Origin of the sequence: Noviherbaspirillum suwonense (genome assembly GCF_900182955.1) — a bacterium.
In the GTDB taxonomy this organism is placed as follows: Bacteria; Pseudomonadota; Gammaproteobacteria; order Burkholderiales; family Burkholderiaceae_D; genus Noviherbaspirillum_A; species Noviherbaspirillum_A suwonense.
In genome coordinates this window covers 36694-63375 of the sequence record NZ_FXUL01000019.1, presented here as the reverse complement: position 1 = coordinate 63375, position 26682 = coordinate 36694, and the positions used below count along the sequence as shown (strand labels likewise).

13 protein-coding genes are annotated in these 26682 nt (G+C 66.9%); 5 read left to right on the top strand and 8 right to left on the bottom strand.

Annotation, left to right across the window (positions count from 1 at the left end):
* Positions 1-19: 19 nt before the first annotated feature.
* Positions 20-1300, bottom strand: a complete 1281-nt coding sequence (locus QOL82_RS20875; RefSeq protein WP_283444239.1) for a penicillin-binding protein activator — start codon at positions 1298-1300, stop codon at positions 20-22.
* A 49-nt stretch (positions 1301-1349) separates the two neighbouring features.
* On the opposite strand from QOL82_RS20875, the gene rsmI reads away from it, so the two are divergent.
* Positions 1350-2246, top strand: coding sequence for a 16S rRNA (cytidine(1402)-2'-O)-methyltransferase (gene rsmI, locus QOL82_RS20870; protein ID WP_430438519.1), 897 nt, complete (start codon positions 1350-1352; stop codon positions 2244-2246).
* A 106-nt stretch (positions 2247-2352) separates the two neighbouring features.
* Here rsmI and QOL82_RS20865 read toward each other — a convergent pair whose 3' ends face one another.
* The 6 genes from QOL82_RS20865 to QOL82_RS20840 form a co-directional block, all read right to left on the bottom strand.
* The gene (locus QOL82_RS20865) at positions 2353-3480 is read right to left on the bottom strand and encodes a septal ring lytic transglycosylase RlpA family protein (RefSeq protein ID WP_283444238.1); all 1128 of its coding nucleotides are present in this window, start codon (positions 3478-3480) and stop codon (positions 2353-2355) included.
* 65 nt (positions 3481-3545) lie between these two features.
* On the bottom strand, positions 3546-4658 hold the full coding sequence (gene rodA / locus QOL82_RS20860) for a rod shape-determining protein RodA (protein WP_283444237.1): 1113 nt from the start codon (positions 4656-4658) through the stop codon (positions 3546-3548).
* A 6-nt stretch (positions 4659-4664) separates the two neighbouring features.
* Positions 4665-6653, bottom strand: coding sequence for a penicillin-binding protein 2 (mrdA, locus tag QOL82_RS20855; RefSeq protein ID WP_283444236.1), 1989 nt, complete (start codon positions 6651-6653; stop codon positions 4665-4667).
* Between the two features lie 68 nt (positions 6654-6721).
* Positions 6722-7234, bottom strand: coding sequence for a rod shape-determining protein MreD (gene mreD, locus QOL82_RS20850; protein ID WP_283444235.1), 513 nt, complete (start codon positions 7232-7234; stop codon positions 6722-6724).
* Positions 7231-8289, bottom strand: a complete 1059-nt coding sequence (gene mreC, locus QOL82_RS20845) for a rod shape-determining protein MreC (protein WP_283444234.1) — start codon at positions 8287-8289, stop codon at positions 7231-7233. The genes mreD and mreC overlap by 4 nt, the downstream gene beginning before the upstream one ends.
* Positions 8290-8394: 105 nt before the next feature.
* Positions 8395-9438 (bottom strand): rod shape-determining protein, encoded by a 1044-nt coding sequence (locus QOL82_RS20840; RefSeq protein WP_283444233.1) that lies wholly within the window; start codon positions 9436-9438, stop codon positions 8395-8397.
* Positions 9439-9683: 245 nt separating this feature from the next.
* On the opposite strand from QOL82_RS20840, the gene gatC reads away from it, so the two are divergent.
* From gatC to gatB, 3 genes are read left to right on the top strand one after another with little or no spacing between them, the layout of a single operon-like run.
* Complete coding sequence (gene gatC, locus QOL82_RS20835; protein WP_283444232.1) at positions 9684-9986, top strand: Asp-tRNA(Asn)/Glu-tRNA(Gln) amidotransferase subunit GatC; 303 nt, start codon at positions 9684-9686, stop codon at positions 9984-9986.
* 25 nt (positions 9987-10011) lie between these two features.
* Positions 10012-11472: an Asp-tRNA(Asn)/Glu-tRNA(Gln) amidotransferase subunit GatA gene (gatA, locus tag QOL82_RS20830; RefSeq protein WP_283444231.1), complete on the top strand. Its 1461-nt coding sequence runs from the start codon at positions 10012-10014 to the stop codon at positions 11470-11472.
* Between the two features lie 16 nt (positions 11473-11488).
* Positions 11489-12949: an Asp-tRNA(Asn)/Glu-tRNA(Gln) amidotransferase subunit GatB gene (gene gatB, locus QOL82_RS20825; RefSeq protein ID WP_283444230.1), complete on the top strand. Its 1461-nt coding sequence runs from the start codon at positions 11489-11491 to the stop codon at positions 12947-12949.
* Between the two features lie 111 nt (positions 12950-13060).
* Here the strand turns inward: gatB and QOL82_RS20820 are convergent, their stop codons facing one another.
* Positions 13061-13345, bottom strand: coding sequence for a hypothetical protein (locus QOL82_RS20820; protein ID WP_283444229.1), 285 nt, complete (start codon positions 13343-13345; stop codon positions 13061-13063).
* Positions 13346-13565: 220 nt separating this feature from the next.
* Here QOL82_RS20820 and QOL82_RS20815 point away from each other — a divergent pair, with 220 nt between their 5' ends.
* Positions 13566-26681 carry a LysM peptidoglycan-binding domain-containing protein gene (locus tag QOL82_RS20815; protein ID WP_283444228.1) on the top strand — a complete coding sequence of 4372 codons (13116 nt, stop codon included), beginning with the start codon at positions 13566-13568 and terminating at the stop codon, positions 26679-26681.
* Position 26682 lies beyond the last annotated feature (1 nt).

Below are 26682 nucleotides of genomic sequence, written 5' to 3'. Positions count from 1 at the left end.
CCGTCCTTCGGTCCATCCTTCACGGCGGCCCGGGCATCGGCGCGGCAATGCCGTCCTGGTAAGCGGCTGGCGACGCGCTGCGCTCGAAGCGGGCGGGGCCGGCGCCGATGCTGATCCTGAGCTTGCCGGTGGCGCCATCGACATCGAACACCCCGCGCTGCGCTGCCACGCCGCGCGCGACCTGGTAGGCGTCGATGCCGAGCGCATACAGCCGTTCCATGTCGGCGCTGCGCGCCTGTTCCGGCCGGTTGTAGCCGGCTGCCGCGGCGCTGTCCGGGCGCAGCAGCCAGGGCAGGTCGATGAAGCGCACGCCATTCATGTCGGCGCGGGCCTCGACGGCGGTCCAGCCCTGCGGCGTGTATGGATTGAGTTGCGAGGTGCCGTACATCGGCAGGTCGGCGCCGATCGATTCGCGCAGCTGGCGCGCCTGCGCCGCGTCGAGCGCGGCGAACACCAGGCCCGGACGGCCGATGCGCAGCCGCTCCTGCAGCTGCCCCAGCGCGCTGGCGCTCAAGTTGCCGCCGGCGGCGCTCAGCTCAAACATCTCGGCCGGCTGGCCGCGGCGCTGCCAGGCCGCCTGGAATGCGCGCGCGGCGCGGCGCTGCCAGGCGGTGGACGTGGAGACGACGAGCGCCGCGGCGCCGGGCTGATCGGCGGCGGCCCATTCGGCCGCCTGGCGCGCATCGTCCTCCAGCGACAGGCCCATGCTCAGGAGCTGCGGTATCGCGCCGGCATTGTCGCCGACCGCGTCGGCGGGCGTCAGCGCAATGGTCGGCTTGTCGACCGTGCCGCGCCGGGCGACGGCGGCGGCGCCGCTGCGCGACAGCGGGCCGACCATGATGTCGACATCGGGCAGCGTGCCGGCATAGGCATCCAGCACGTCCTGCGCGGCGTCGCCGGTTTCGATCACGGTCAGGCTGACGCCGGGGTCGCGGCTTTTCTCGTAGGCGGCGACGAAGCCGTCGCGCACCATCGAGGCGGCGGCCCGCAAGCTGTCGGAACGCAGCGGCAGCAGCAGGCCGATGCGCACGGGGCCGGACGCGCGGGGCGCGGCCGCCTGGTCCTGCGGCTGGGTCAGGACGTCGGGCGTCGGCACCGATTCGGTCTCGACCGGGCCGCCGGGCATCAGGCTGATGTCGTTCTGGGCCAGCATCAGGCCGTCCGCCGGGTACGCATTTGCCGCGGTTGTGTTTGCCTGGGCCAGCGCGCACAATCCGGCCAGCATTGCCGCGGCGATCAGCCTGCGCGGCACAAGTGCCGCGCAGCTTCCCGGCCCGGTCTTCATTTTTCGGAACGACATTTCGCCTCCAATGACACTACCCGCATTCAGCTTTTCCGGCGCCCTGCCCATGATGCAGGATCTTGTTGCCCAGAATTATCCGGCCTGTGCATTATATGTGCTGGCCACACCCATCGGAAATGCAGCCGACATCAGCTTGCGCGCACTGCAAGTGCTGGCGCTGGTCGACGCCGTCGCCTGCGAGGACACCCGCAATACCGCGCAGCTGCTGACGCGCTACGGGCTGCACCGGCCGCTGGTCGCGGCGCACCAGCACAATGAACGGGAAGTCGCCGACAAGCTGATCGCCCGGCTGCAGGCAGGCGAGCGCATCGCGCTGGTGTCGGATGCCGGCACGCCGGCGGTGTCCGATCCCGGCGCGCGCATCGTCGACGCGGTGCGCGCGGCCGGCCTGCGGGTGGTGCCGGTGCCCGGCGCATCGGCCGTGATCGCCGCGCTGTCGGTCGCCGGCCTGGTCAACGACCGTTTCCATTTTCACGGCTTCCTGCCGGCCAAGGCGCGCCAGCGCGACACCGTGCTGGCGCAGCTGAAGCCGCTGGCGGCGACGCTGGTGTTCTACGAAGCGCCGCACCGCATCGTCGAGACGGTGGCGGCGCTGGCGGCGGACTTCGAGCCGACCCGGCAGGTGGTGTTCGCGCGCGAGCTGACCAAGATGTTCGAGGAAATCCACCGCTGCCCGCTGGCCGATGCCGCGGCCTGGCTGGCGGCCGACGCCAACCGCCAGCGCGGCGAGTTCGTGCTGGTGGTCGAGGGCGCGCCGGCGCAGGAGGAAGGCGCGGCGGCCGAGTCCGACCGCGTGCTGGCGATCCTGCTGGAGGAATGCACGGTGAAGCAGGCGGCCGCGCTCGCGGCGCGCATCACCGGGCAGAAAAAGAATGCGCTGTATGAGCGCGCCCTGCGGATGAAGGCGGACATGCCGGGCGAGGACGACGGCGACAGCGAATAAGCGCGGCCGGCCGATGCCGGCGCGCGGTGTCAGGCGACGGAAGTCCGTCTGACACTGGGCGTGGGGCGGCGACCGGCATGCAGCCGTTCGGTTCAGCCCCTCGTTCTCAGCGCTGCACGACGATGGGCAAGGGTCCGCCGCTGGCCTGCATCTGGCGCGCGGTGGCTTCGGCGTCGGCGCGGCTGTCGAACGGGCCGCCGTAGAGGCGGAACAGGCTGTTGTTTTCGACCACGTCGACCTGTTGCAGCCGGCCGTTCCAGCGCTGCGCATGCTGCGCCCGCGCGGCCTGCGCGTTGGCCGCCTGCGAGAAGGCGCCGAGCTGCAGGTAGAAGCTGCCGGCAGGCGCCGGGCTTGCCGCTGCCATCGGCGCGGGCGCAGGCCCTGCCACCGGTGCGACCGCTGCGGGCGCGACCAGCATCTCGGCGGGCGCGCTGACGGTCGTCAGCGGCATCGGCACCGCCCCGGTCTCGACTGGCGACGGCGCCGACAGCGCGGCCGGGGCCATGCCGACGGTCGTCATTGCGGACATGGTTGGCAGCGGCGCGGCGCTGGCGACGGCAGGCGCCGCGCCGCTGCTGCGGGCCAGCTCCATCTGCCTGATCTCTTCCGGCAGGATGCGCTGGACTTCGAGCTGGGCGCTGCCGTGCCCGATGTAGCCGAGCTTCAGCGCCGCGGTATAGGACAGGTCGATGATGCGGTCCGAATGAAACGGCCCGCGGTCGTTGACCCGGACCACCACGGTCCTGCCGTTGGTGATGTTGGTGACGCGGGCATAGGACGGTATCGGGAAGGTCGGGTGGGCGGCGGTCATCTTGTACATGTCGTACGGCTCGCCCGACGATGTGCGCTGGCCATGGAATTTCTTGCCGTACCAGCTGCCGCGTCCGCGCTGCCTGGCCGGCTGTTCGTCGAGCTGCGGCGTGTAGGTCTTGCCAAAAACCACATAGGGCTTGTTGCCGCGGTTGGCATAGGGCTCGATGCGCGGCTCGGCGTCGGGTATGTCCCACAGGTTGTCCGGCGGGTTGTCGCCCGGACCGTCGTCCTGGTAATAGCCGCCGCGGCCGGAGCCGGCGGGCGGGAGCGCCGGCAGGTTGCGGCGCGCGGAGTTGGCGGTGCTGGCGGTCGCGCCGCCATCGGCCGGCCGCGTCGGCGGGCTGCCGCAGCCGGCGGCCAGCATCACGAACGCGGCAAGCACGACGGCCGCGCCGGGCCATGTGCGTGATCGACAGTGCATCGCTTTTTCCTGCATCGTTATTTTCCTTGTTATCGTGTCGCGCCCGGGGCTTGCCCCGGCCTGTCTCAGGTCTGCACCAGCTTGCGGTGCCGCTGTATGCTCATCAGGATGCCGGCCCCCAGCCCCAGCGTCACCAGCGCGGTGCCGCCATAGCTCATGAACGGCAGCGGCACGCCGACCACCGGGAGGATGCCGCTGACCATGCCCATGTTGACGAACGCATAGGTAAAGAAGATCAGCGTGATCGCGCCGGCCAGCAGCCGCGCGAAGAAGGTCGGCGCATTGGCGGCGATGATGAGCCCGCGGGCGATCAGCAGCAGGTACAGGAACAGCAGCACGCCATTGCCGATCAGCCCGAATTCCTCGGAGAATACCGCAAAAATAAAATCGGTCGTCCGTTCCGGGATGAACTCGAGGTGCGCCTGGGTGCCGTTCAGCCAGCCCTTGCCGGCAATGCCGCCGGAGCCGATCGCAATCGTCGACTGGATGATGTGGAAGCCCTTGCCCAGCGGGTCTTCGGTCGGGTCGATCAGCATCATGACCCGCGCGCGCTGGTAGTCGTGCATCGTGGTCCAGGCCACCGGCAGGCTGGCGCCGCCGGCGATGAACAGCCCCAGCAGCACCTTCCACGACAGGCCGGCAAGGAAGATCACGTAGAAGCCGGCGGCCGCGACCAGCAGCGAGGTGCCGAGGTCGGGCTGGCGCGCGATCAGGAACACCGGCAGCATCAGCAGCATTGCCGCCACCAGGAAATGGTTCCAGCGCAGCATGCCCTCGCGCTTCTGGAAGTACCAGGCCAGCATCAGCGGCATCGCGATCTTCATGATCTCGGAAGGCTGGATCACCATGCCGACATTGAGCCAGCGCCGGGCGCCTTTCTTGATCATGCCGAACATCGCCACCGCCACCAGCAGCGCGACGCCGACCGTATAGATCGGCACGGCAAAGCGCATCAGGGTCTGCGGCGGCACGTTGGCGGCGATCCACATGATGACGAAGGACACCAGGATGTTGCGCAGCTGGTCCTCGACGCGGCCGGGGAAGTCGATGCCGGCCGAATACAGCGTCACGATGCCGGTGGACAGGATCAGGAAGATGATCAGCGTCAGCGGCCCGTCGAATGCGGTCAGGAAGGGTTTGACGATTTGCCAGAGCGGGCGTTTTTCGGAAAGTTGCATGATTTGTCAGTCCCGGTTGCCCTGTGTCTCCGCGCCGGCGCGCGGTCCGCCGTCGGAAGTTTCGTCGGCTCGTATCTCGGCCAGCGGGCGGGTGTCGGAGATATCGATCTTCTCGGTCGGCACGTCGTCCTGGCGGTTCGGGTTGGCGCGCTTGCCCAGCAGGTAGAAGTCCAGCGCTTCCCTGACGATGGGCGCGGCGGCGGTCGCGCCGAAGCCGCCGTTCTCGACGATGATGGCAATCGCGATGCGCGGCTTGTCGGCCGGCGCGAAGGCCGTAAACAGCGAGTGGTCGCGGTGCCGCTCGTCGATCTTGCTGGCGTTGTACTTCTCGTTCTTCTTGATCGCAATGACCTGGGCGGTGCCGGTCTTGCCGCCCGACACATAGCCGGCGTTGGCGAACACCTTGGCCGCGGTGCCCTCGCGCATCACGCCCACCATCGCATTCTTGATGACGTCGATGTTCTGCTGCTTCAGCGCAATCCGGTAGCTTTCCTTGGGCACGGTCGCCGTGCGGGCGCGGGTGCCGCCGTCTTCCATGAACTTGACCAGGTGCGGCTTCATCACCACGCCGTTGTTGGCGAGGATGGCGGTCGCATGCGCGAGCTGCAGCGGCGTAAACGAGTTGTAGCCCTGGCCGATGCCCAGCGAGATGGTTTCGCCGGCATACCATTTCTGCTGCTCGGGCCGGCGGTACGAGGTCCGCTTCCAGGTGGTCGACGGCAGGATGCCGCGCTTCTCGTGCTCGAGGTCGATGCCGGTGATCTGGCCGAAACCGAAGGGCTTCATGAAATCGTGCATCGCGTCGACGCCGAGGTCGTTGGCGAGGTGATAGTAATAGGTGTCGCAGGACTGCACGATGGAGCGGTACATGTCGACCGTGCCGTGGCCGCCTTCCTTGTCGTCGCGGAAGCGGTGATTGCCGAAGTTGAAATAGCCTGGGTCGCTGATCGCGGACGCCGGCGTGCGCCGGCCCAGCTCCAGCGCGGCCAGCGCCATGAAGGGCTTGTAGGTCGAGCCGGGCGGATAGCTGCCCGACAGCGGCCGGTTGACCAGCGGCTTGTCCGGCGAGGTGTTGAGCTCGTCCCAGCTCTGCTGGTCGATGCCTTCGACGAACAGGTTGGGATCGAAGGTCGGCATCGACACATAGGCCAGCACGTCGCCGGTCGCCGGCTCGATGGCGATCAGCGCGCCGCGCCGGTTGCCGAAGGCCTGCTCGACGACTTTCTGCAGCTCGATATCGAGCGACAGGATCAGGTTCGCGCCCGGCGTGGCCGGCTTGCGCGACAGCGTGCGCACCGCGCGGCCGCCGGCCGACACTTCCACTTCCTCGTAGCCGGTCTGGCCATGCAGCTGCGCCTCGTAGCTCTTCTCGACGCCTTCCTTGCCGATGTAGCTGGTGCCGTTGTAATTCGCGGCGTCGTCGGTGTCCTCGATCTTCGCCGCCTCGCGCTGGCTGATCCGGCCGATGTAGCCGATCACGTGGGACGCCACCGAGCCCAGCGGATACTGGCGGAACAGCCGCGCCTGGATGTCGACGCCGGGAAAGCGGTAGCGCTGCGCGGTGAACTTGGCGACCTCGTCGTCGGTCAGCCGGGTGCGGATCGGCAGGCTCTCGAAGTTCTTGGATTCTTCCAGCTGGCGCCGGAAGCGCCGCCGGTCCTTGGTCTGGATCTCGACGATGCCGGCCAGCGCATCGATCACCTCGTCCAGGTCGCCCCTGATCTTGGACGGCGTGATTTCCAGCGTGTAGGCGGCGAAATTGCGGGCCAGCACCACGCCGTTGCGGTCCACGATCAGGCCGCGGTTGGGCACGACGGGCACGATGGAGATCCGGTTGTCCTCGGCCTGCGCGGCGTAATGGTCGTGCTGGTATGCCTGCAGCCAGACGAAGCGCGCCGCCAGCAGGCCGAAGAAAACCAGCACGAACAGGCCGGCCACGGAAAGCCGCATCCGGAAGTAGTGCAGTTCCCGTTCGGTATTCTTGAATTCAGTCATGCGTGTGCCATTCCTGCAGAATGCGGTGCATCGGGTAGCGCCCGGACGGCCCGGCTGAGCCGGACGGTTCAGATGGGACGGGTTTCATCGCGGTCGATTGCCCTTCTCTGCGGCGCCAGCAGCATCCAGGTGACCAGCGGCCACAGGGCGGCGCTGACCAGGCTGGACGCGAAATAGAACCAGCCCGGGAACTTGCCGCTGACCAGCGCCTGGATCAGCATCTGCACCACCTGCATCATCACCAGCAGCGGCAGCACGTGCAGCGCCTGCGTCAGCGGCCGGAACCACAGCATGCGCCGGTGGATCATGATCGCAAAATAGGACAGCAGCGTATAGGCCAGCGCGTTTTCACCCAGCAGCGACGCATTGTGCACGTCCATCATCAGCCCCATCACGAAGGCGACGCCGATGCCGACCTTGCGCGGCTGGTGCACGCTCCAGAAGATCAGCACCAGCGCGACGAAGTCGGGCACGCCGGTCAGGCCGCCCCACGGCAGCAGGTTGAGCAGGAAAGCGCAGATCAGCGTGACCGCGATGAACAGCGGGCTGACCGGCAGCAGGATGTAATGCGGCCGGTTCATTTTCTGGTCTCCAGGGCCGGCGCCGCGCGCAGCGAGCTGAGCCGGGTCACATTCTTTTCGGCCGCGCCGGCGGCATGGGTCGTGTTGGCCGCCGCGGCGGCACCGGTTGCAGCGGCGGGGCTTGCGGGTGCGGCCTGGGCCGCGTCCTTCGGGCTGTCCTTCATCCGCTTCTTCGGCCCCTTTTCCTTTTTCTGTTCTTCCGGCGCCGGCCGCGGCGGCATCTTCTGCTCGTTCAGCAGGATCAGGAACTGCTGGTGGCGGTCGATCCCGGCCGCCGGCTGGCAGACGATGCGGGCGAATGCGTCTGCCGACTTGTGCTCGACCGACAGCACCGTGGCCACCGCCAGCCCGGCCGGATAGACGCCATCCAGCCCGGACGTGACCAGCGTGTCGCCCTTCTTGATGTCGGCGTTGGCGGCGATGAAGCGCAGTTCCAGCACGCCGGACTGGCCGCGGCCATAGGCGACGCTGCGCACGCCGCTGCGCACCACCTGCACCGAGATCGCCTGGTCGCGGTCGGTCAGCAGCGTGACTTCGGTGGTGAATGGATAGAGCCTCGTCACCTGGCCGACGACGCCGGTGTCGTCGATGACCGGCTGCCCGAGGGAAACGCCATGCTGCGAACCGCGGTTCAGCACGATCTTGCGGGTGAACGGGTCGCGGGTGTCATACAGCATCTCGCTCAGCACCGACTTGACCGGCAGCCGTTCCGACGCGGCCAGCAACTGCCGCAGGTGCGCATTTTCGGCGGCCAGGAACTGTCCCTGCTGCAACGCCTGCGCATTGCGGGTCTGTTCATTCCTGAGTTCGGTGTTTTCCCGCTGCAGCACCGTGAGCGACCCGACATAGCCGGCGCCGGCATACAGCGCGTCGCGCGGCGCCAGCGCCGCCACCTGCAGCGGATACAGCGCGGTGCCGGCGAACTGGCGCAGCATGGCGAGCGTGTTGGTGCGGGCGTCCACCACCAGCAACACGATGGCAAGCAGCGCGAAGATGACGACCTTGGCGCGGGCCGAGGCGCCCTGCTTGAAGAGTGGCGGAGGATTGTATTCCATCAGTGAGAATCATCCTGCCCCGGTTGGGCAGGCCGGGCTGGCATGGCGAAGGCAACCATGCGTGACCCCGGCATGCCAAGGAGCGACTGGCTACGCCGTGCGGGTTTATTCGTAAGAGAAGATCGAACCGAGTTTGTCCATGCGCTCGAGCGCCATGCCGGAACCGCGCACCACGCAGGTCAGCGGGTCTTCGGCGACGATGACGGGCAGGCCGGTTTCTTCCATCAGCAGGCGGTCGAGGTCGCGCAGCAGCGCGCCGCCGCCGGTCAGCATCATGCCTTTTTCGGCGATGTCGGCGCCCAGTTCGGGCGGCGTCTGCTCCAGCGCGTTCTTGACTGCCGACACGATGTTGTTCAGCGGATCGGTCAGCGCTTCCAGGATTTCATTGCTGGAAATGGTGAACGAGCGCGGAATGCCCTCGGACAGGTTGCGGCCCTTGACCTCGAGTTCGCGCACTTCCGAACCCGGGAATGCGGAACCGATGGCTTTCTTGATGGTTTCCGCGGTCTGCTCGCCGATCAGCATGCCGTAGTTGCGGCGGATGTAATTGACGATGGCTTCGTCGAACTTGTCGCCGCCGACCCGGACCGAGCCCTTGTAGACCATGCCGCCCAGCGAGATGATGCCCACTTCGGTGGTGCCGCCGCCGATGTCGACGACCATCGAACCGGTCGCCTCGGACACCGGCAGGCCGGCGCCGATGGCGGCCGCCATCGGCTCTTCGATCAGGAACACCTGCGACGCGCCGGCGCCCAGGGCCGACTCGCGAATGGCGCGGCGCTCGACCTGGGTGGAGCCGCAGGGAACGCAGATGATGATGCGCGGCGACGGCTTGAACAGCTTGGTGTCATGCACCATGCGGATGAACTGCTTCAACATCTGCTCGGTGACGGTGAAATCGGCGATCACGCCGTCCTTCATCGGCCTGATGGCTTCGATGTTGCCAGGGACCTTGCCCAGCATCTGCTTGGCTTCCTTGCCGACTGCCTGTATGGTTTTCTTGCCGTTCGGACCGCCCTGCTGGCGGATGGCGACCACCGACGGTTCGTCGAGTACGATGCCGAGGCCACGGACATAGATCAGCGTGTTGGCAGTACCGAGATCAATGGCGAGATCATTGGAAAAGTAACTGCGGAGAAATCCAAACATTGAATAGTCCTGGTGCGCAACATCGTGCGCGTCGCTAGAGGTTATTTGTACCCCGCGGCAGCCGCTATGCTGGCGCCTGCAGGCAGTAACCCGACATTCTACCTTATAATCTGGCTCCTACCAGACGCTGAAAACACTCGAAATCGCTGCGGAATGCATCGATTTGGCAAGTTTTTACCGCCTATTAGCTAATCTTTACTATTTCCGCAACCCTAGCCGAGACGCGTCCAGCACGCCTTCCAACCATGTCACTTGCCCTATCCGATGTCAAAAGATTAGCGATCCTGACCCAGCTCGAACTCAGCGACGAGCAGGCTTCTTCCACCCTTTCCAAGCTCAACGGCATCTTCGCGCTGGTCGAGCAGATGAAGGCGGTCGATACCACCGGCGTCGAGCCGCTGGCGCAGCCGATCACCGCTTATGACGCGGACTTTGCGCTGCGCCTGCGCGACGACATCGCCAACGAGCCGAATCGCCGCGAGGACTACCAGAAGCCGGCGCCGGCCACCCAGGACGGCCTCTACCTCGTCCCCAAGGTCATCGAATAAGCCAGACACCGCAAAAGAACAAACCATGCACACCAAGACCATCAAGGAACTGTCCGCGCTGCTGCAAGGCAAGCACGTTTCAGCGACCGAACTTGCCCGCCATTTTCTTGCCCGGATGCAAGCCAGCGATCTCAATGCGTATACAGACATCAACGAAGCGCTGACCCTGGCCCAGGCAGCCGCCGCCGACGCCCGGCTGGCCAGCGGCGACGCCACGGCGCTGACCGGCGTGCCGATCGCGCACAAGGACATCTTCGTCACCCGCGGCTGGCGCTCCACCGCCGGTTCGCGGATGCTGGAAAACTACATCAGCCCGTTCGACGCCACGGTCGTCGAGCAGTTCAATGCGGCCGGCACGGTGACGCTGGGCAAGCTCAACTGCGACGAATTCGCGATGGGCTCGTCCAACGAGAACAGCTATTTCGGCGCGGTGAAGAACCCGTGGGACCGCGGCGCGGTGCCGGGCGGCTCGTCCGGCGGCTCGGCCGCGGCAGTCGCGGCGGGCCTGGCGCCCGGCGCCACCGCCACCGACACCGGCGGCTCGATCCGCCAGCCGGCGGCGTTCTGCGGCGTGACCGGCATCAAGCCGACCTATGGCCGGGTGTCGCGCTTCGGCATGATCGCCTACGCTTCCTCGCTCGACCAGGGCGGCCCGATCGCCCGCACCGCGGAAGACTGCGCGCTGCTGCTGGGCGCGATGGCCGGCTTCGACCCGCGCGACTCGACCAGCGTCGAGCGCGAGCGCGAGGACTACACCCGCGACCTCAACGCCAGCCTCGACGGCCTGCGCATCGGCGTGCCGCGCGAATATTTCGGCGAGGGCCTGGCGCCCGACGTCGAGCAGGCGGTGCGCGCCGCGCTGCAGGAGTTCGTGAAGCTGGGCGCGACGCTGGTCGACATCTCGCTGCCCAAGACCGAGCTGTCCATTCCCGTCTATTACGTGATCGCGCCGGCGGAAGCCTCGTCCAACCTGTCGCGTTTCGACGGCGTGCGCTACGGCCACCGCGCGGCGAATTACACCGACCTGTCGGACATGTACCGCAAGACCCGCTCCGAAGGCTTCGGCGAAGAGGTCAAGCGCCGCATCCTGGTCGGCGCCTATGTGCTGTCGCACGGCTATTACGACGCCTATTATCTGCAGGCGCAGAAGATACGCCGGCTCATCGCCGAGGATTTCCGCCAGGCCTATACCCAGTGCGACGTGATCATGGGGCCGGTCGCGCCCACCGTGGCCTGGGACCTGGGCGCGAAGACGGACGACCCGGTCGCCAATTACCTTGCCGACATTTTCACGCTGTCGACCAACCTGGCCGGCCTGCCCGGCATGTCGATCCCGTGCGGCTTCGGCCAGGGCGAGAAGAATGGCAAGCGTCCGGTCGGCCTGCAGCTGACCGGCAATTATTTCAGCGAGGCGAAGCTGCTCAACATCGCGCACCGCTACCAGTGCGCAACCGACTGGCACCTGCGCCAGCCCGCGGAACAATAAAACAGCGAGGTTCACCATGCAGTGGGAAGTTGTCATCGGTCTGGAGACGCACACGCAGCTCACGACCCAGTCCAAGATTTTCAGCGGCGCGCCTATCCGTTTCGGCGCCGAGCCCAACACCCAGGCCTGCCCGGTCGACCTGGCCCTGCCGGGCGTGCTGCCGGTCATGAACCGCGGCGCGGTCGAACGCGCCATCCAGTTCGGCCTGGCGATCGGCGCGACCATTGCGCCGCAGTCGATCTTTGCGCGCAAGAATTACTTTTACCCCGACCTGCCCAAGGGCTACCAGATCAGCCAGTATGAAATCCCGGTGGTCCAGGGCGGCACCTTGTCCTTCCTGCTGGAAAAGGATGGCAAGCCCGAACTGCGCACCGTGCAGCTGACCCGCGCCCACCTGGAAGAGGACGCCGGCAAGTCGCTGCACGAGGATTACCACGGCATGACCGGCATCGACCTCAACCGCGCCGGCACGCCGCTGCTGGAGATCGTCACCGAGCCGGACATGCGCAGTGCGGCCGAGGCTGTGGCGTATGCGAAGGCGCTGCATGCACTGGTAACGTGGCTGGGCATCTGCGACGGCAACATGCAGGAAGGCTCGTTCCGCTGCGACGCCAACGTCTCGGTGCGCCCGGTCGGGCAAGCGGAATACGGCACCCGGTGCGAGATCAAGAACCTGAACTCCTTCCGCTTCCTGGAAGAAGCCATCAACTACGAAGTGCGGCGCCAGGTCGAGCTGATCGAGGACGGCGGCCGCGTGGTGCAGGAAACCCGGCTGTACGACCCGGACAAGCGCGAGACCCGCTCGATGCGCAGCAAGGAAGACGCGCAGGATTACCGCTATTTCCCCGACCCCGACCTGCCGCCGCTGGCCATCAGCCAGGAATGGATAGAGCGCGTGCGGGCTTCCATGCCCGAGTTGCCCGGCGCAATGCGCGAACGCTTTGTGCGCGACTTCGGCCTGACCGAATACGACGCCGCGGTGCTGACGCAGTCCAAGGCAATGGCCGGCTATTTCGAGGACGTGGTCAACGCCGCCGGCCGTGAGCAGGCCAAGCCCGCCGCCAACTGGTTGATGGGCGACGTCGCTTCCACGCTGAACCGCGAAGGCGTCGACATTGCCGACGCGCCCGTCAACGCCGAGCAATTCGCCCTGCTGCTGCAACGGATCGCCGACGGCACGATTTCCAACAAGATCGCCAAGGAAGTGTTCGGCGCGATGTGGGAAGCGAAATCCTCATCGGCGCAGCTGGCCGACGAGATCATCGAGTCCCGCGGGCTGAAGCAGATTTCCGACAGCGGCGCGCTGGAGAAGATCGTCGACGAGGTGCTGGCGGCGAATGCGAAGTCGGTCGAGGAATTCCGGGCCGGCAAGGAGAAGGCATTCAACGCGCTGATCGGGCAGGCGATGAAAGCCTCGCGCGGCAAGGCCAACCCGGCGCAGCTGACCGAACTGCTGAAGCAGAAGCTGACGCAGTAAAACGGCCGCGTTCCCGCGGTCCGGGTCATCGGCCGCCGATGCAGGCCATCGGCTCGCCCGTGCCGGCGGTGCTGCCGGATGAACCGGACCGCGCCGCCGGGGCATCGACGCTTACCTGCCGGCGCCGCCGGGTGAGTTCCAGATCTCGGTTCCCATGCTGGGCATGGATGGCGTCGATGCCGGCGTCCGGCGTCCGGCAATCACGCCGGCTGCCGCAAGTTCATGGCCGCGCACCCGCAACGGGTGATGCCGGCAAATATGCCCGGCCCGCAAGGCCATTACGGCGATATCCACTGCGGCCCGGAACATCGGCCGGCGCATCGGCAGCCAGATCGCCATCGGGCGGCGGGCGCGGCGATTCGACGCCGCCGCCGCATCGACTACTCCTGCCTTCATTTTCAATAATCGTGCATCGGTTCTGATCACCGCTCAACGCAACACCGAATCCGTCGCCAAATCCAGACGATTCCGCCAACCGCACGCTATTTTTTAGCGACTTGCGATTCTCTTGCTCCCGCGCAGCTACATTCTCATCCGGCACTAGCCACCGCGCTCGTCTCACCCCCCGCTATCACCGCGCCGCATCGCCCCCATTCAACGCTTTGCAGGAGCATTCATGGCAGCTATCGTCAGCAGTGATGCACTCGGTTTGGCGACCTCTTCGCTCGCCACCCTCGGCCCGCGCGCCACGAGCGGCAACGTGGCCCAGGGCCGCGGCACCGAGCGGGTCTACGTCAATGTCGCCAGCGGCAACCTGGTGCTGCAGGACGCCGACGAGCGCCTGGTCGGCTCCGGCCTCACCGTCGAAGGCGTACGCACCTATAACAGCCAGGGCAAATTCGACGGCGCCTACACGCCCGGCCCCTACAACGTCTCCGGCCTGCAGCCGCCCCACCTCGAATTCACCGGCAAGCTGCTGCGCGCCGGCACCACCGTCACCCGCGTCGACCAGGACGGCGGCGTCACCTACTACGACTTCGACACCGCCCGCGGCGTCTACCTCTGCACCGACGGCGCCGGCGCCTACGACACCATCGCCTACGACGGCAGCAGCCTGACCTGGACCGACGGCGACACCGGCGTGACCGAACGCTATGCCGACGGCAAGCCGCACAACTGGGCGCTGGCCGAGCGGCGCGACCCCGACGGCAACACGCTCACGTATAGCTACAACCGCTGGGGACAGGTCGAACGCATCGTCACCGCCAGCGGCGAGAGCACCCTGTTCGACTACACCGCCGGCCTGCTCACGCAGGTGCGCAACGTCACCCGCGACGGCCCGGCCGCCGGCACGGTGCGCATGCGCTATGCCTACGACCATTTCAACCGCCTGGTCAGCGCCAGCGTCGACCTCTCGCCTGCCGACAACCGCATCAGCGACGGCAATGCCTATACCACCCTTTATGCCTACGAGGGCGTGAGCGACCGCGTCAGCGCAGTGACGCAGGACGACGGCAGCGTCAACCGCTTCACCTATGTCCACCTGCTGGGCGACTACCGCATCGCCAGCGTGACCGATGCGCTGGGCCAGACTACCCGTTTCGACTACAACCTGAGCACCCGCCGCACCACCGTCACCGACCCGCTGGGGCTGGTCACGCGCTACGACTACGATGGCGCCGGCCAGCTGCTGCGCATCACCGGCCCGGCCGTGCAAGGTGGTGCGCAGGTGCAGTCCTTCCTCTACAACAGCCGCGGCGACGTGACCCAGGTCACCGATGCGCGCGGGCTGGTCACGGCCTTGGAATACGACCGCAACGGCAACCTGGTGCTGCAGCGGGATGCGGCCGGCAACACGGTCGCCCGCAGCTATGGCACGCGCAACCAGCTGCTCACCGAGACCGTGTATGCGATGCCCGACCCGGACGGCGCCGGCAGCGCCCGCGCCAGCCAGCCGCAGACCAGCCACTTCATCTACGACAGCCGCCTGAACCTGCGCTTCCTCGTCAGCGCGGAGGGCCGCGTGACCGAGTACCGCTACAACGCCACCGGCCAGCGCACCGCCGAGCTGCACCATGCCGCGGCCTTTCAGAACAGCGCCGCGTGGGCCGTGGCCTATCCGCAGCCGCTGCCGTCGAACAGCGGCGTGTCCACGGGCGGCTATACCGGCGCGGCGCCGACCGAGGCCGCGCTCGCTTCATGGGTCGCGCGACAGGCGCCGGGCCAGGCGGTGCGCACCGATTACGGCTACGACTTTCGCGGCCAGCTGGCGCAGCAGACGCGCTATGCAGCGCTGCGGGCCGACGGCAGCGGCGCGCCCGAGGGCAGCGCGGTGTCACGTTACCTCTACGACGCCAATGGCCGCCTGCTGCAGACGGTGGCGGCCACGGGCGGCGTTACCCGCTACGCATACGATGGCCTGAACCGGTTGCTGGCCACCGCCGACGCGCTGGGCAACAGCACGCTGGTGCGCTATGACGATGCAGGCAACCGCACGCTGACCACGCAGGCCAACGGCCTGCAGGACATCGATCAATATGACCGCGCCGGCCGGCCGGTCGCCCATATGCAGGTCGACACCGCCGGCGCCGTGCTGGGCAGCGTCCGCCACGACTACGATGCCGACGGCCGCCTGCGCCGCAGCACCGACGCCACCGGCGTCCAGCACTGGATGCTGTACGACGCGGCCGGCCGCCTCACCGGCGAGATCGATGGCGACGGCAGCCTGACCGAATATGTCTATAACGCCGACGATGTGCTGCTGCAGTCGATCCGCTACGCCACGCCCATCGCTGCACGGCCAGCGCTGACCGGCGGCTATGTCGACGAACTGCCGCGGCTGCGACCGGCTGCCAGCAGCGGGGACGTGCGCACCTGGCGCGTCGTCGACAATGCCAACCGGGTCGTCGCGCAGGTCGACGGCGAAGGGACCGTCACCCGCACCGACTACGACGGCGCCAGCCGCGTGCTGCGTACCGTCACCTATGCGGCGCAGGTCGCTACCAGTCGCCTGTCATCCGCGCCAACGTTGGCGCAGGTGCTGCCCCCAACGTCATCCGACGACCGCATCACCCGCCTCTTCCACGACCAGGACGGCCTGCTGCGCGGCGAACTCGACGCCGCCGGCACCTTGCGCGAGACCCGCTACGATGCGGCCGGCCAGCCGGTCATGCGCATCGCCTATGCGCGACCGACCGATGCCGCATTGCGTGCGGGCGGAACGCTGGCGCAGCTGCTGCCCTCAGCCGGCAGGGACGACATCGTCGAGCACATGGTCTACGACGCACGCGGCCTGCTGGTAGCCGACATCGACGGCGAAGGCTATCTGACGAGCTATCGCTACGACGGCAACGGCAACCGGATCGGGACCATACGCTACGCGCAGCCTGTAACCCCGGCACAGCGCGCCGCGCTGGTGGCCGGCGGCATCGGCGCAAGCCTGCCGCCGCTTGCGTCGCTGGCGGATCAGCACCAGCAGTTCACATACGACCTGCTGAACCGGCTGGTCACGCGCACCGATGCATCCGGCACCGTCACGCGCAATGACTACGACAGCATGGGCCGGCTCACCACGAGCACCACCGCGGCCGGCACGGCGGAAGCGCGCATGCAGACCCGACGCTACGACCTGCAAGGCCGGCTGGTGGCGGAGCTTTCCGGTGAAGGCAGCGCGGCGCTGGGAGCTTTGGGTGCAGCGGGTGCAGCGTCCGACGCAATCTGGCAAACCTACGGTACAAGCTACACCTACGACGCCGCCGGTCGGCTCACCAGCCGCACTGACGCCAACGGCCATCGAACACTGTTCTTCTACAACCTCGACAGCCAGCTGGTGTATGCGATCAATGCGCTGGGCGAAGTCGAAGCCCATCGCTATGACGGCCTGAGCCAGAAAACCGGCATCACGCGTTACGCCGCCCGGCTCGATGCGGATATCCTCGCCGCGCTTCAAGGCGGCCTGGTCAGCGCGTCGCTCGACGCCAGCATCGCCCTGCTGGCCAATCCCGGCGCGGATGCCGCCATCACCGCCGTCTACGACCGCGCCGGCCGCCAGGTCGACCGCACCGACGCGCTTGGCATCCATACCCGCCAGCGTTACGACAGCTTCGGCGATGCTATCGCCACCACGGTCGACACCGACACTGGCCCCATCGAGACCCGCCGCCGCTTCGACGCCCGCGGCCTGCTGCTGACTGAAACGCGCGACGCCCTCAACCTGGTCGCCACCACCCGCCAGGAGTACGACGCCTTTGGCCGCATCGTCCGCAGCACCGACGCCAACGGCAACGTCCACTCGGCTCAATACGACCGCCTCGGCCGCACCGTGCAGGTCGTCGACGCCACCGGCGCTGCGCAAAGCACCAGCTACGACGCGTTCTCCCGTACCGTCACCCGCACCGACGCCCTCGGCAACGCCACCACCCTGCGCTACGACGACCAGTCCCGCAGCACCACGCTGACCACCGCCGAAGGGATCATCGTCACCACCGTGATGAATCGCCACGGCCAGACCCAGAGCGTGACCGACGGCAATGGCAACGTCACGCAGCTGACCTACGACCGCGACGGCAACCCGATCGCTCAGGACACCGCGCTGGCGCATACCGAAAGCCACTACGACCGCGCCGGCCTGCTCATTGAAACCGTCGATGGCAACGGCACGTCCACAAGCCTGCGCTACGACGCCGCCAACCGCGTGCTGTCGCGTACGGTCGATCCAAGCGGACTTGCGCTGACCACGTCCTATGGGTACGACGCGCTTGGCCGCGTTGTGCGGAACACGGACCCCAACGGCATCGTCACCACCTTCCGCTACGACCGTGCCGGCCGGTTGCTGCAACAGGTGATCGACCCCGACGGCCTGGCCTTGCATACCAGCTTCACCTGGGATGCACGCGGTCAGCAGCTGTCGGTCACCGACGCCAACGGCATCCTAAGCACCTACCAGTACGACGGGCTCGGGCGGCGCATTGTCCAGATCGAGGACGCCGACGGCCTGGCGCTGACCACACGACATACCTACGACGCCAACGGCAATCTCCTCTCCAGCACCGATGCCGCCGGTTACACCAGCCGCTACGCCTACGACGCCGAGAACCGCTTGCGCTACAGCGTGGACGGCGCCGGCGATGTCACCGCGCTGACCTACGATGCAGCCGGCCGCATCATCCAGAGCACCCGCTACGCCCAGGCTATTCCAATCGATGCTCTCGCCAGCGACATCGCCGCCATTGCCGCCCGCGTCACCGCCTCACCCACCGACATCACCGAATACCGCGTCCTCGACCGCGATGGCCGCCTCGCCTGGACCGTCGACGGCCGCGGCGCGGTCAATGCCTACCGCCACGACGGCAACGGCAACGTCATCGAGCACCGCGCCTACGTCACCGCGATCGACCTTGCAAGCTGGCAGCACGGCAGCGCCCCGTCCGTCACCGCCGACGATGCGCACGACCTCCGGCTGCGCACCCTGTACGACGCCGCCAACCACGCCATCGCCACGCTGGACGGCGTCGGCGGCCTGACCCTGCAACGCTACGACGCCAACGGCAACGTGATCGACCGCACCCGCTACGCCGCGCTGCTGCCCCCTGGCACATCGTTCAGCACGCAGACCGTGCCAGCGCTGGCCGAGCGCATCGCCAACCCCGCCACCGACGCCAGCGAACGCACCAGCTACGACGCCGCCAACCGTCAGGCCACCCGCATCGACGGCGTTGGCGCGCTCACGGTTTTCCGCTACGACAGCAACGGCAACCTGTTGCGCACCATTGCTTACGCCAATGCACTGCCCCTCGGCGCGCCACCCGTCCAGGCACAGATTTCCAACGCCGACCGCGTGACCGACATGGTCTACGACGCGGCCAACCGCCTCACATGGCAAGTCGATGCCCTGGGCCAAATCACGCGTCGCACACTCGACAACAACGGCAACCTGCTCACAAGCACCGCTTATGCCAACGCACCAGCCGCATTGTCCAGCCCGCAACGCGCACGGCCCGACGCCGCCGCGCTGCAAGCCATGCTCGTCTCCGACGCGCAGCAGGACCGCGTACTGCGCTACGCCTATGACGGCGCCAACCGCATGGTCTACGCCATCGACGCCGAAGGCGCGCTCACCCACAGCGTCTACGATGCGCTCGGCCAGACGCTCGTCCTCACCCGCCATGCGCAGTTGCTCAGCACAGCCGACCTGCAGGCCATCGACGCCGCGGCCAGCCCGCGCGACACTTTTATCGCGCTGTTGCGGCATGCCGACCCGCAGCACGACCGCATCACCCGGCAGCAGTACGACGCCGCCGGCCGTGTCGTATCCGCCGCCGATGCCGAAGGCTACGTCACGCAGAGCCGCTATGACGCACTCGGCCGCCTGCTGGAGCGCAACATCGCCGGCCACGCCGAGCAATGGGCATGGGACGCAGCCGGCCATCTGACCCAGCATGTCGATGCGCTGGGACTGGCCGAGTCCTGGCAAGTCGACGCCCTCGGCAACCGCGTTGCCTACCGCAATGCCAGCGGCGCGTTGTGGCAATACGAATACGACGCTGCCGGCCGGATGACCGCAGAGATTGCCCCCGAAGTCGATGTCGCCACCGTCGCACACGACGGCAACGGCGACCTGGCGCTGGACGGCCAGCCCACGCCACAACGCCTCGTCACCCGCCAGCGCTACGACGCGCTCGGCAACCTGCGCGCGCGCACCGAAGCCGACGGTCGGCCCGACGCCCGCACCACGTTCTATGAATACGACGCGCTCGGCCGCCAGGTCCGTACGGTGTTCCCGCCCGTCGGCGTGTACGACGCCACGCTCGACGACCCCGTGCAAAACGGCCGCAGCGACCTGGCGCAGCGCACCGAACGCATGCAGACCCTGTCCAGCGAGACCCGCTACGACAGCTTCGGCGACGCCATCGCCGGGCGCGACGTCGCCGGCAATGCCAGCCATAAAACCTACGACCGCATGGGCCGCCTGGCCTTCGAGGTCGACGCCGCCGGCTACGTCACCAGTTACGCCCGCAATGCCTTCGGCGACATCGTCTCGCTCACCCGCCATGCGCTGCCCGTCGCGCTGCCCGTCGCGCTGCCCTATGCCAGTGACGGCGCCGAGATCACCGCGATAGTGTCCCGCGTCGCAGCCGACCGCAGCCTGCAGCAGGCGGTCGACCGCAACGGCCGCCTGACCTGGCTCAGCGAAGCAAACGTCACCGTCTACGACCCCGACGCCGCCCCCGGCGCGCAGCTGTTCACCGCCGGCGCCATTACCCGCAACCGCTACAACGCCTTCGGCGAACGCGTGGAATCGGCGCAGCTAAAAAACCCGATGGCAGGCCTGTGGGTCGGCACCCAATACGACTATGACCGCCGCGGCCAGCAGGTCGCCACCGTCGACGCGCTGCACTACCGCACCACCTTCGCCTACGACGCCTGGGGCAACCTGACCGAGCGTGTCGAGTTCGCGCAAGCCGCGCCGGACGGGCCCGCGTCTTCCAGTCCCGACGACCGCATCACCCGCATCACCTGGGACGCCGCCAATCGCAAGACCAGCGAAACCCGCGTCAACGTCGAATACAGCGACCCCGCCGCACCTACCGTCACCGTGCGCGGCGACCTTGTCACACGCTATGGCTACGACGCCGTCGGCAACCTAGTCCGCGTCACCGACGCCGCCGGCGCTTCCACCTTCACCTGGTACGACGCCCTTGGCCGCACCACCGCCGTGGCCGCGCCCGCCCGCGCCAGCACCACCGGTGGCGCGGTGCTGATCCCGCTCATCGAATTCCAGCGCGACGCCTTCGGCAACGTCATCGCGCAAACCGACCGCGCACTCGGCATACAGCAGGCCGACGAAGCCGGCCATGCGCCCGCCGCCAGCAGCAGCGCCGACCGCCTGACCCTGATGCAGTACGACAGCCACGGCAACATGGTCCAGAGCACCGACGCCATGGGCGTGTCGCAATACCGCTCCTACGACGCCCACGGCCAGCTGGCAAAGGCATGGCAGGCAGTCACCACCGACGACGACGGCCATCGCGCCACGCTGTGGCAGACCTGGCAGCGCGACGCCCTCGGCCGCGAAGTCGACTGGCGCGAGTCCCAGAGTATCGGCGACGCCGTCGCGCACGGCACCGCCTACAACGCCTTCGGCGAAGTCGTCGCCCGCGGCACCGACGGCGGCTGGCAGGAGTTCTTCGACTATGACCAGGCCGGCCGCCTCTGGCGCAGCAACGCCGGCGACGGCCAGCACAAGGTCATGCTGCACGACCTGCAGGGCAACACCACCGCACTCATCCAGGGCAATGGCCGCACCGCGCTGCCGGCCGACAGCGTCTGGTCGGCAGCGCTCGCCACCGACGTGCGCCGCACCGACAGCCGCTACGACCTGCTCGGCCGCGCGATCGCCCAGACCGGCCTCGAACAGGACGCCAGCTTTTTCGTTGCAGACGCCAGCATGCTGCGCTGGCCGCAGCCGCGCGCTGGCCTGACGCAAACGCTGGTCATCCGCGACGCCAACGGCAGCGACTGGGCCACGCTTGCCATCATCGACGCCGGCAACGGCGAAGCCGGCGCCAACATCGCCGCGCTGGGCGCGGGCAGTTACGCGTTCGAGCTGCGCCAGACCGGCCCCGACGGCAGCACTGTCACCCTGCCCGGCCAGCTGCACATCACCGCCGGCAAGCCCGGCCAGGCCATTGGCGCCGACGGCGTTGCCGTCATCGACAACATCGCCGTTCGCAGCAGCACCACCGGCGCCAACGCCAACGGCAAGGACGCCGCCGCCTGGCTGGTCTGGGGCAATGCCGGCGAAGGCAGCAGCCAGCGCTTCGAATACCGCATCGCCGGCAGCACGGACGCCTGGCGCAGCATGCCGGTGCTGCCGCGCGCCAATGGCTACTTCGGCGTCGACCGCAGCGCCATCCCCGCCGGCCGCTACGAATACCGGCTGCAACTCATCCCGGCCGACGCTACCGAAACGTCACGCACCCTGACCGGCGAAGTCACGCTGGCAGCCTACAAGCCGCTGAACCTGCCTACCACCGAACGCGGTGGCACACTGGCGACCGTGCTGCAATGGCCGATGCCGCCCGCCGGCACCACCACCGTCCTGATGGTGCGCGCCGTCGGCAATGAAGAGTGGACCGAGATCCCGGCAACCACCGAAGTCATGGGCGTAGACGCCGACGGTCAGCCAATCGGCATGCAGAAACTCGTTCTCAACGAGTACCCCGCCGGCTCCTGGGAATACGACCTCTCCTTTGTGCGCGACGGCCTGCTGGTCGCCCATGCCCGCGGCCAGTTCGACATCCCCATGGACGGTAGCCTGCCGGTCCTGACCGACAGCACCATTGCCTCCACGTCCTACGCCCTCCCCGCCACCAGCCGCATCGCCAGCGTCACCAGCAGCCTGACCCTGCGCCCCGAAGTCCATCAAACCCAGGACCGCTGGGGCAACATCCTCACCATCGACGACCCGCGCTCCCCCGACTGGCAAACCCGCACCCGCTACAACGCCGCCAACCAGGTCGTGGAGCAGACCCGCCCCGACGCCGGCAACGGCGCGCCGGTCACCCGTTTCTTCCACGACCGCATGGGCCGCCAGATCGGCATGACCGATGCCAACGGCAACGTTACCGTCAACGACTACGACCCCGCCGGCCAGCTCGTCGCGGAACACCATGCCGACGGCGGCATCGTCCGGCATTACTACGACGCCTTCGGCAACGTCGTGCGCACCGTCGACCCCAACGGCCACGCCACCGACATCACCTACGACAAGCTCGGCCGCCGCATCGCCGTCATCGCCGCCCCGGTCGAGGTCTTCGACTTCAACGCCAGCGGCATCCTTGCCGACAGCGGGCAGCAGCGCATCACTGACATCACCCGCTACGACGAAGCCGGCCGCGTCGTCGCCCGTACCGATGGCCTTGGCAACCTCACCCGCTACCGCTACGACCTGCACGGCAACCTGATCAACGTCATCCAGCCGCTGGGCCAGCAAACCCAGTACCAGTACGACCACCACAACCGCCAGAGCGGCATGACCGACGCCAACGGCGCCCATGCCAGCTGGCAGTACGACGACTTCGGCCGCCTGCTGTCCCACACCGACATCGGCGGCGCAGTCACCCGTGTCCGTTACGACAGCGCCGGCCAGATGGTTGAACAGGCCACGCAAACCGGCCAGGATCTGCGCTATACCTACGACACCGCCGGCAAGCTGGTGCAGATCGTCGACGCTGCCAACCACAAGACCACCACCTACGCCTTTGACGCCGCCGGCAACCGGGTGACTGAGCGCACCGTGCAGGACGGCCTGCTCCTGCAGGACAACACCCTGCACTTCGACAGCCTGGGCCGCATGACCGACGTGACCGACCGCGCCGACGGCAAGGCCGCCGTGCAGATCAGCTATGACCGCCTTGGCAACCGGGTGCACATCGTCACCGACATCGCCGGCGCCGGCATCGCCCAGCACCAGGAAGGCTGGTACGGCTACGACGCGATGAACCGGCAGGTGCTGGTCAACGCCGCCACGCCCGCCGGCGAACTCGGCGCGAACGGCCACCGCGTCAGCTACGACCGCGCGGGCAATCGCACCGGCGACACCTGGCAGGCCCAGGGCCGCCACACCACGGCGGCCTATGAATACGACGCGATGAACCGCTTGGTGCGTACGCTGCGCGACGGGCAGTACGTCGAGCAGCGGCGGTATGACGCCGGCAGCCGACTGGTGTATCAGGCCGCGATGGTGGAGGCGGCCGTACCAGGCAGAGACATCATGGATGTGTTCGAAACGGTGTTCGCAGGCTCGGCCAAAGACCGGATCGAGGCGCTCAACGAAGGCGTCCCGCAAGTCGACCAACTGCCCGACAACCAGCGCACCTACCGCTACGACGCCAACGGCCGCCTGTTGTGGCAACGCGTGAACGACATCGGCGGCAACCCCGACTATCTCGTCGACTACAGCGGCAACGACAGCATCAGCCCCGAGATGCAGCACTTTTTCGAAAACATCGGTGTTCCCGTCCCGCCCAACGTCCACACCGGCAGCTACGACGCGGTCGGCAACATCCTCCAATACCGCGTCATCCAGTACGGCGACAACGGCTACACCAACACCTTCACCAACCACCTGGCGCGCTACGAAGGCTACGTCATCGACCGTACCGACGGCACCAGCACCCTGTACCAGGACGGCAGCACAACAAGACAGTACGACCCCTACGGCAACCTCACCGCCATCACCGACGCCGAGGGCAGCGGCAACAACCGCCGCTACTACAATGACGCCAGCGGCCAGGCTTTGCTGGTCCAGCAGGGCGACAACATCCAGCGCCAGCTCATCGCCAACGGCCAGGTCCTCGGCCGCTACGGCACCGGCCCCAATCCCGTCCAGCCCAAGGACGACGACGCCAACCCGCAATTTACCGCCGGCGCCGACCTGAACTTCACCTACCAGGTCATCAACGACCGCCACCCCGGCACCACGTCCACCAGCTACAGCGTGCAACCCGGCGATACCCTGCAGGGCATCGCCAGGCAAACCTACGGCGACGCCGGCTACTGGTACCGCATCGCCGAAGCCAACGGCCTGGACGCCAAAACTGCCCTGCACCCCGGCCAGCAACTGCAACTCCCTACGCTGACCGGCACCACCTTCGACCGCGCCGACAGCATGCGGCCCTACGACGCCAGCCTGGTCGTCGGTGACACCACCCCCACCATGCCGCCACCGCCGCCGGACGACGGCGGGTGCGGGATACTGGGGATGATCCTGGTGGTCATCGTGGCAGTCGTGGTCGCTGTGTATGCGCCGCAGTTGATCGGGCCGCTGGTCAATGCAGCCGGCATCGGCGGCACCGCAGGGACGGTCGTGACCGGCGCGCTCTCTGCGGCCGCTGCCTCGGTCGTCTCGCAGGGCGTGGCCATCGCCATCGGCGTGCAGGACAAGTTCAGCTGGTCGCAGGTCGGACTGGCCTTCGTGGGAGGCGGCGTCGCTGCCGGCATTGGTGAAGTCGCTACCGGCGCCATGGCCGGCCAGGGCACGTTTGCCGTCGTCTCCCGCGCCATGTTGGCCAACGCGGTCTCGCAAGGCATCGGTGTTGCGACCGGCTTGCAGGACCAGTTCAGCTGGGTCGGTGTCGCCGCTGCAGGTGTCGGCGCGGGCGTGGGCCAGGCCGTGAGCGAAGGACTGGGCATGACCGTCGATGGCGTGCGCACGGAGGCGTATGCGCAAGCCGGCTGGGGTGAACGGCTGGCGAAGTCGGCATTGACCGGACTTGCCGCTGGGGCCGCGACGGCAGTGGCGCGGGGCGGGCGAATCAGCGTGACGCAGATTGCGGCGGATGCGTTTGGGCAGGCGATCGGCAGCAGTATTGCCGAGGCCAACTGGAGCAGCGGCGTATCGGACATTGCCCGCGAAGGCTTCAGGCGTTCCGAGATCGAGGCAATGAACAACGACGCCCGGATTGCAAACGCGCTGGCAATGTCCGGGCCGGGCATGTCGGAGGCCGATTACTGGAATGCACCGGCGCGCACAATGGCTGATCGGTATGCAGATACTTATGGCGGTCAGGCCATAAATACCGCCGATCGATTGCGCTTGAGCATCGACAGTTTGAGCGGCATCGACTCGAACCAGATACCCTCCGCCGAGTACGGGTTCGTACAGGACTACATGTCCCGCAATCCCAACGCTTCCGTTGACGATATGCGCGCAGCATATGACCAGGCATGGGCGGATCAGTCTGATGCGCATCTGCTACGGCAGGCAAGAGAATCGCTGATGCTGGATAGCTCTCCACTGCGCATGGTCGGGCAAAGCGGAGATGGGGGACAGATCTGGAATACCGGCCCGGTGTCGTATCCGGTGGGCTCGCCGGATATCGACGTCCGCACGCTAGCCAACATCCCCAACTCGACAACCCAACCAGTCTACGATCTACTCACTGGCCTACCGACCGGCTACACCACTGAGGTGGATAACACTGACGGCCCAACCATGCGCTATGGCGAGCAGATGCGCAACATCGTCGGCTTCGCTGGCACATTCGGCAAGAACTTCAGTCTCGGCGTCGCTCAGGGCAGCATTGGCCTCGTCAGTGACGCCGCAAAAGGCTGGGCCATGATTGGTGACCTGGTCCTCAACGGCGGCAGCAACATAAACCAGCTTGAGCAGTTCAACTTGCGACCGTTCGAGTACGATCCGGGGGTAGGCCAGTTTGGGGGTGCCGTTGGCGAGATGGTTAGTCCCGGCGCGTATTTAAAGGCGGCTGAGCTAGGGGTTGTTGGGCTGCGCGCGCTAAAGCCCACTGCGGATGCGGCGATATACAGTTACATGCAGCGTACTGGTGGAGTGTTGGAGGTAGTACCGGAAGTCAGCGGGGTCAATAAAATAGATGCTGCCAATCGTCTAAAGTACATTGGCAACGATACATGGGAGTCCCCACTGGGATTGCAATACGGTCCAGACGCGCTATATGGAAATAGGATTCAACACGTATTACATCACGTAGAAGATCAACCTTTGCGTGTTGGGGAACACGGCGTATTTGACGCTGGACGACAAGGAATAATTGGCTTAGTTGACGAAGCATGGACTATTGCGCAGCGAGGTGGACCAAATGTGATTACAAACACCGTAGGCAAAAAAAGCGTCTATAAAGTTGACATGGGGCGTCGAGTTGGTTGGGTTGGTGGTCAAGGCGGGGATACACTTGGCAATCCTTCGGTTAATTACATTCAACTTGTAATACGTAATGGCAATCAAGTAATTACTAGTTATCCAATTCGTTGAG

Bases quoted from the DNA above. Each gene is read 5' to 3' on its own strand.
- rsmI (WP_430438519.1), top strand. From the start codon at position 1,350: ATGATGCAGGATCTTGTTGCCCAGAATTATCCGGCCTGTGCATTATAT.
- gatA (WP_283444231.1), top strand. From the start codon at position 10,012: ATGCACACCAAGACCATCAAGGAACTGTCCGCGCTGCTGCAAGGCAAG.
- QOL82_RS20875 (WP_283444239.1), bottom strand. From the start codon at position 1,300: ATGTCGTTCCGAAAAATGAAGACCGGGCCGGGAAGCTGCGCGGCACTT.
- mreD (WP_283444235.1), bottom strand. From the start codon at position 7,234: ATGAACCGGCCGCATTACATCCTGCTGCCGGTCAGCCCGCTGTTCATC.
- rodA (WP_283444237.1), bottom strand. From the start codon at position 4,658: ATGCAACTTTCCGAAAAACGCCCGCTCTGGCAAATCGTCAAACCCTTC.
- QOL82_RS20865 (WP_283444238.1), bottom strand. From the start codon at position 3,480: ATGCACTGTCGATCACGCACATGGCCCGGCGCGGCCGTCGTGCTTGCC.
- mrdA (WP_283444236.1), bottom strand. From the start codon at position 6,653: ATGACTGAATTCAAGAATACCGAACGGGAACTGCACTACTTCCGGATG.
- QOL82_RS20840 (WP_283444233.1), bottom strand. From the start codon at position 9,438: ATGTTTGGATTTCTCCGCAGTTACTTTTCCAATGATCTCGCCATTGAT.
- gatB (WP_283444230.1), top strand. From the start codon at position 11,489: ATGCAGTGGGAAGTTGTCATCGGTCTGGAGACGCACACGCAGCTCACG.
- QOL82_RS20820 (WP_283444229.1), bottom strand. From the start codon at position 13,345: ATGAAGGCAGGAGTAGTCGATGCGGCGGCGGCGTCGAATCGCCGCGCC.
- mreC (WP_283444234.1), bottom strand. From the start codon at position 8,289: ATGGAATACAATCCTCCGCCACTCTTCAAGCAGGGCGCCTCGGCCCGC.
- QOL82_RS20815 (WP_283444228.1), top strand. From the start codon at position 13,566: ATGGCAGCTATCGTCAGCAGTGATGCACTCGGTTTGGCGACCTCTTCG.
- gatC (WP_283444232.1), top strand. From the start codon at position 9,684: ATGTCACTTGCCCTATCCGATGTCAAAAGATTAGCGATCCTGACCCAG.